The following is a 5,918-nucleotide window of genomic DNA, read 5'->3' on the forward strand; positions in this document are numbered from 1 at the left end:
CGGCATCGGACCGCACGCAGTTCGCCAGCCGCATGGCGTCGCGGCCGCGGCTGCGCCTGGCGGTGCGCGACACCGCCTCGCTCGCGGCGGTGCGCGACCTCGTCGCCGATGTGACGCTGGCGCCGGACAGCGTGCACATGCTGGGGCGACTTCACGCCGCCGCCCCGACGCGCCCGGTGGTCCAGTTGCTGCGCCGAGACGATGAGAGCGCTCTGCCGCCGGGCACCGGGGCCGAAGCCGTGGACTGGCCGGCGATGACCTTCGCCGATCGCCTCCGCCGCCGCGCGCGCCGCACCGTCGTCGAAGGTGCCGTGACCCGCGGGATGAACCGCACCACCGACCGCTGGTTCGCCGATGCCGCCACGCGCCTGGCCACGGGCGTGGCCCTCCTCGCCCCCGGCGAGACGATCGTCACCGATCGCCTCCACGCCATGCTGATCGCGCTGCAGATGGGCCGGCGGGTCATCGCGATCGACAACGCCAACGGCAAGCTCACGAGCTACGCCGCGACGTGGCTGGCGGACCTCGACCTGCCGCTGGAGTTCGCCCCCGATCTGCAGACGGCCCGGGAGATGGTCTGAGAATGGTCATCGCACGTGACGAGGAGGCCGGCGCGGTGCCGGCGCGGACGCCGCGCCGCGCGGCACGTCCGGTCGAGACATCGGGGCGGGTGCAGGGCAGGGACCTGCTGTCGGACGGGGTGCGCATCAGCGTCGAGCTCGCCCCCCTCGATGTGCCCGCACGCGAGACGGTCGTCGCCGCCGTCCGCGACCTGCTGCGGCTTGGTGCCGCCGCCCGCGCCGGAAGGACCTTCGACGGCCCTCGCTGGCGGTACGACCCCGACGCCCTCGATGCCCAGGCCGAGCGGATCGTGCGTCCGCTGCCTGCGGAGCTCACCGGAGACGCGGGCCTGCCTAAGCTGCGCGATGCCGCCGCCGCCGACCTGCCCTTCACCGTCTTCCTCGGCGAGGACCGGGCATCGCTGTGCATCGACCACCGCCTGGGCGACGGCTTTCTGAGCGTCATGCTGACAGCGGGAGCGCTCACCGGACGGAAAGCACCGGGGGTCTTCACTTCGGGCCCGGACGTGGACCCGCTGCCTTCGGCACTGGCCGCGACGTTCCTGCGGCACCCCGGCCGGGCGGGAGCGGTCGTCCGTGACCGCATGGCACAGCGCCGCACCCCGTACGCCGGCCCGACCGTCGATGCGCAGCGCAGGTCGCTGGACCTCGTCACCGGCACGATGGAGGCCCAGACCTACCGGGACCTGGCGGCCTGGAGCCGGGGCAGGGTCCCCCCGACCCTGGCGATGATGTTCGCGCTCCGGGAGGCGCTTGACCGGGTGGGCGTGCCGGTGATGGACGAGGGCTCGCTGCTGGTGGATCTGCGCCGCTACCTGCCCTCGGGGCGGTCGACACTGGCGAACTTCGTCGTCGGGCACCCGGTCGACCTCACGCCAGGGCTGGATGCCGCCGGAGCACGCTTCACCCGCGACCTGCACGTCGGAAGACCCCTCGCGGCCCTCGCCGCCGGGTTGCTCACCCGCGGCTGGCAGCGCTCCGGCCCGTCTCAGGTCCCGGCGGCTGCCAAGCCGATCGTCAGCGACATGGGATTTCTCCGCGCGCTCGAGCCTCTCCCCTGGGCGGGCGAAGGCGTCGTTCGGGTATCGGTCGATCCTGCAGGGCGCAACGGCATCACGGCGCTCACGGCCGTGCTCAGGCGGCGCCTGCACATATCCGTCAGCTTCGACGGCTCGCTGTACGACCGCGACACCATCACCGCCGCGACCGAGTTGCTGCGCCGTGACCCGAAAGGACTGCTGCCGTGACCGTCACCGACACCGCGCCCGCTCCGAGCGCCGCGCCGCGCCGCACCCGCCGCCGCAGGTGGCTCACCCTCGGCATCCCCTCGGCGTTCCTCGTGATCGTCCTGGTGGTCGGCGGGCTCTGGTGGTTCACCGGGTTCTCGTTCCTCATGCCGCGCTACGGCGACAGCGAAGCCCTCTTCGACGACTTCGACGGACCGGCCGGCAGCAAGCCCAACCCCGCGTTCTGGAACATCCAGACCGGCGGCGGCGGGTGGGGGAACAACGAACTCCAGGAGTACACCGAAGACGCCGTCGCACTGGATGGCGAAGGCAACCTCGTCATCACGGCGACCGTGCCCGCCGACGGCAGCACGCCGACCTCCGGGCGCATCACGAGCCACAAGAAGTGGTCGTTCACCTTCGGGCAGCTCTCGGCGCGGGTGAAGCTGCCCGAGGCCCAGGGCCTGCTGCCGGCATTCTGGCTGCTCGGCGACAACATCGACCGGGTGGGCTGGCCCAACGCCGGCGAGGTCGACATCATCGAGACACCCAATGACACCTCCCGCAGTCGTCACCACCTGCACGGGCCGATCGGCTGGACCAAGCACTGGGCCCTCAACGAGGGCGTCGACCAGCCGGCTCCTCTCGCCGATGACTTCCACGTCTACACGGTCGAGAAGCGCCCCGGCCGCATCATCCTCGCGATCGACGACCAGGTCGTGATGGACGTCGAGGAATGGGACGTGCCACTGACCGGTCGCTGGGTGTTCGACGAGCCGATGCATGTGCTGTTCAGCCTGGCCGTCGGCGGCGATTGGCCCGGTGACCCGGATGCCACGACCCCCGAGGTGAACAGGATGGTCATCGACTGGATGGCGTACACGCCCGCGGACCAGACCGAGGAGATCGTCCCGTGAGCGGTCGCGTGCCCTGGCTCGACGGCGCCCGCGGCATCGCGATCATCCTGGTGGTGCTCTTCCACGCCGGCATGTTCACGGTTCCCACCGGGCTCGCCTCGCCGTGGTGGGAGCCGCTGAACCTGGTGTTCGCCCTGCTGCGCATGCCGCTGTTCTTCCTCGTGGCCGGCATGCTCGCCGTCGGGGCGGTGCAACGCTCCTGGCCGGCACTGTGGCGTACGCGCCTGGCGGTGCTGGTGTGGGTGTTCCTGGTGTGGACGGTGCTGCGGTTCGCCTACTACCAGGTGGTGCCGGAGCCGATCGACCTCAACCAGTCCAGCTGGACGGACTTCGTGCTGTCGGTGGTGCGGCCCTCGAACGGGCTGTGGTTCCTGTTCGCGCTGGCGCTGTTCCTCGTCGCGGCCAAGGCGCTGCACGGCCGGGTGAACCGCTGGGTCGCGCTGGCCATCGCGACGGTGGCGTCGTCGGTCGCGCACGGCGGGTTCACCTTCGGCAACGTCACGTACGACGGCATCATGAAGTACTTCGTGTTCTTCATGCTCGGCCTGTACCTGCGGGAGCCGATCATCCGCTTCGTGCACCGGCGCCGGTGGCCGGCGACCGTCGCACTGCTGGTCGTGTTCGCGGCGGCCATCGTGCTGCGCGGTGCGACGGGATGGTTCGTGGATGCCGCCACGGCGGTGCCGGTGGGACTCATCGCCGTCGCCTTCGGCCTGTGCCTGTCCCGCAATCTCGCCCGCACCCCGTTCACCCGGCTGCTCTCGCGGCCGCTGGAGTACCTCGGCCGGCGCACGCTGCAGGTGTACGTCACCCACATCCTGCTGTTGTCGACGTTCACCAGCGTGCTGATGCCGTTCGCCGACACCGCGGTGCTCACGATGCTGCGGCCCGTGATGCCGGTACTCATGACGGCCACCGTGATTCCGGTGAGCCTGCTCATCGCCGCAGGGTGCGAGCGGGTGCCGGTGCTGCGACTGCTGTACGCGGCGCCGACGTGGTCCTCACGCGAGCGCGCGGGGGCTGCGCTCCCCTAGACCCGTGCTCTGGGACGATCTGCGCGGTGCGGACGTACGCTGGAGGCGTGTCCACCGTGCTGCTGACCGGGTTCGAGCCCTTCGCCGATGCCGCCGTCAACCCCAGCGCGGAGGCGGTGCATCTGGCCGCCGATCTCTGGGACGGGCCGGAGACGCTCGTGACCGACGTGCTCCCCGTGACCTTCGCCGGCGCCGCATCGCGCCTGCGGGAGCTCATCGCAACGCACTCCCCCGACATCGTCATCGCGTCGGGGCTGGCAGGCGGCCGAGCGGCCATCGGAATCGAGCGCGTCGCGGTGAACCTGATCGACGCCCGGATCCCCGACAACGACGGCGCGCAGCCGGTCGACGAACCGAGCATCCCCGGGGCGCCCGCCGCGCACTTCTCGTCCCTGCCGGTGAAGGCCATTGCTCACGCGGTGGCGGCCGCCGGCATCCCCGTCGAGGTATCCCACTCCGCCGGCACGTTCGTCTGCAACCACGCCATGTTCGTGGCCTTGCATGAAGCGGCACGCCGGCCCGGGATGCGAGCCGGCTTCGTGCACGTACCGTGGGCGGACGGCGGCGGCGAGCCCTCACTGCCCCTGGAGACGCTCGTGCAGGCGCTGCTCCTCACCGTGCGGACGGCGCTGGACACCCCCACCGACGCCGCGTTGCCGGGCGGCACCCTGCACTGAGGAACCTCCCCGTTCCCCCGTCACCGAGAGCGCCTCTTCGCACTCTGGGTCGGCCCCCAGGGGGGGAGCCTCAGCTCATCGCGGCGAAGATCCGGGCGGCGAGGTGACAGTAGAGGGGTGTCGTATGACCGCTCGCGGGTCACGCGGTGATGACCTGAGCGGTGCCGATCGGTGCGGCCGGCCCCATCTCGGCGGCGAGGCGGTTCGCCTCTTCGATGAGCGTCTGCACGATGTCGGCCTCGGGCACGGTCTTGATGACCTCGCCCTTGACGAAGATCTGGCCCTTGCCGTTGCCGGATGCCACGCCGAGGTCGGCCTCGCGGGCCTCGCCCGGGCCGTTGACGACGCAGCCCATGACGGCGACGCGCAGCGGCACAGTCATGTCCTTGAGGCCCTCGGTGACGTTGTCGGCGAGCGTGTAGACGTCGACCTGAGCCCGGCCGCACGAGGGGCACGACACGATCTCGAGCTTGCGCTCGCGCAGGTTCAGCGACTGCAGGATCTGGTGCCCGACCTTGACCTCCTCGGCCGGCGGCGCCGACAGCGAGACACGGATGGTGTCGCCGATGCCCTCGGAGAGCAGGATGCCGAACGCGGTGGCGCTCTTGATCGTGCCCTGGAAGGCCGGCCCCGCCTCGGTCACGCCGAGGTGCAGCGGCCAGTCGCCCCGCTCGGCCAGCAGCCGATAGGCCTTGACCATGATCACGGGGTCGTTGTGCTTGACGGAGATCTTGAAGTCGTGGAAGTCGTGCTCCTCGAAAAGGCTCGCCTCCCACACGGCGCTCTCCATGAGAGCCTCCGGGGTGGCCTTGCCGTACTTCTCGAGAAGACGACGGTCCAGCGATCCGGCATTGACGCCGATGCGCAGCGAGACGCCGGCATCCTTCGCCGCCTTGGCGATCTCGCCGACCTTGTCGTCGAACTGCCGGATGTTGCCGGGGTTCACCCGCACCGCCGCGCACCCGGCGTCGATCGCCTGGAAGACGTACTTCGGCTGGAAGTGGATGTCGGCGATGACCGGGATCTGGCTCTTCTTCGCGATGATGTGCAGCACATCGGCGTCATCCTGGCTGGGCACCGCGACGCGGACGATCTCGCATCCGGACGCCGTCAGCTCGGCGATCTGCTGAAGGGTGGCGTTGATGTCTGTGGTCTTGGTGGTCGTCATCGACTGCACGCTCACGGGCGCGTCCCCACCGACGAGGACCTTCCCGACGCGGATCTGACGGCTCTTGCGGCGCGGAGCGAGAAGCTCCGGCACACGCGGCATCCCGAGGTTGACTGCTGGCACGCTTCCACCCTACGCCGGGCGACCTGGAGAGGGGCCGAACGGCACTCGCGGGCGGCCGTGTGGTAGTTTCGGGCCCATGTCCGCGAACCTCACCTGGTGGCTCACCGCATAGGCGGTGGGTTCGTGTGACGACAGACCGCCCGCGGGGCGGTCTTTTCATTTGGGGTGGCCGCTCCCATGACGAAAGACCGA

Annotated in this window: 6 protein-coding genes; 5 read left to right on the top strand and 1 reads right to left on the bottom strand. The window is 70.5% G+C overall.

Annotation, left to right across the window (positions count from 1 at the left end; translation table 11 throughout):
- From NQ160_RS16890 to pcp, 5 genes are all read left to right on the top strand, one after another.
- Positions 1-581: polysaccharide pyruvyl transferase family protein (locus tag NQ160_RS16890; RefSeq protein ID WP_257516323.1), on the top strand; the 581-nt coding region annotated here is incomplete at its 5' end.
- A gap of 2 nt (positions 582-583) precedes the next feature.
- Positions 584-1,828 (top strand): hypothetical protein, encoded by a 1,245-nt coding sequence (locus tag NQ160_RS16895; protein ID WP_257516324.1) that lies wholly within the window; start codon positions 584-586, stop codon positions 1,826-1,828.
- Positions 1,825-2,724, top strand: coding sequence for a glycoside hydrolase family 16 protein (locus NQ160_RS16900; RefSeq protein WP_257516325.1), 900 nt, complete (start codon positions 1,825-1,827; stop codon positions 2,722-2,724). The genes NQ160_RS16895 and NQ160_RS16900 overlap by 4 nt, the downstream gene beginning before the upstream one ends.
- Positions 2,721-3,758, top strand: a complete 1,038-nt coding sequence (locus tag NQ160_RS16905; RefSeq protein WP_257516326.1) for an acyltransferase family protein — start codon at positions 2,721-2,723, stop codon at positions 3,756-3,758. The genes NQ160_RS16900 and NQ160_RS16905 overlap by 4 nt, the downstream gene beginning before the upstream one ends.
- Before the next feature lie 47 nt (positions 3,759-3,805).
- Positions 3,806-4,435, top strand: a complete 630-nt coding sequence (gene pcp, locus NQ160_RS16910; RefSeq protein WP_257516327.1) for a pyroglutamyl-peptidase I — start codon at positions 3,806-3,808, stop codon at positions 4,433-4,435.
- Positions 4,436-4,574: 139 nt separating this feature from the next.
- Here the strand turns inward: pcp and ispG are convergent, their stop codons facing one another.
- Positions 4,575-5,726 (bottom strand): flavodoxin-dependent (E)-4-hydroxy-3-methylbut-2-enyl-diphosphate synthase, encoded by a 1,152-nt coding sequence (gene ispG, locus NQ160_RS16915; RefSeq protein WP_257495016.1) that lies wholly within the window; start codon positions 5,724-5,726, stop codon positions 4,575-4,577.
- Between the last annotated feature and the right edge of the window lie 192 nt (positions 5,727-5,918).

This window comes from Microbacterium sp. zg.Y909, from assembly GCF_024626565.1.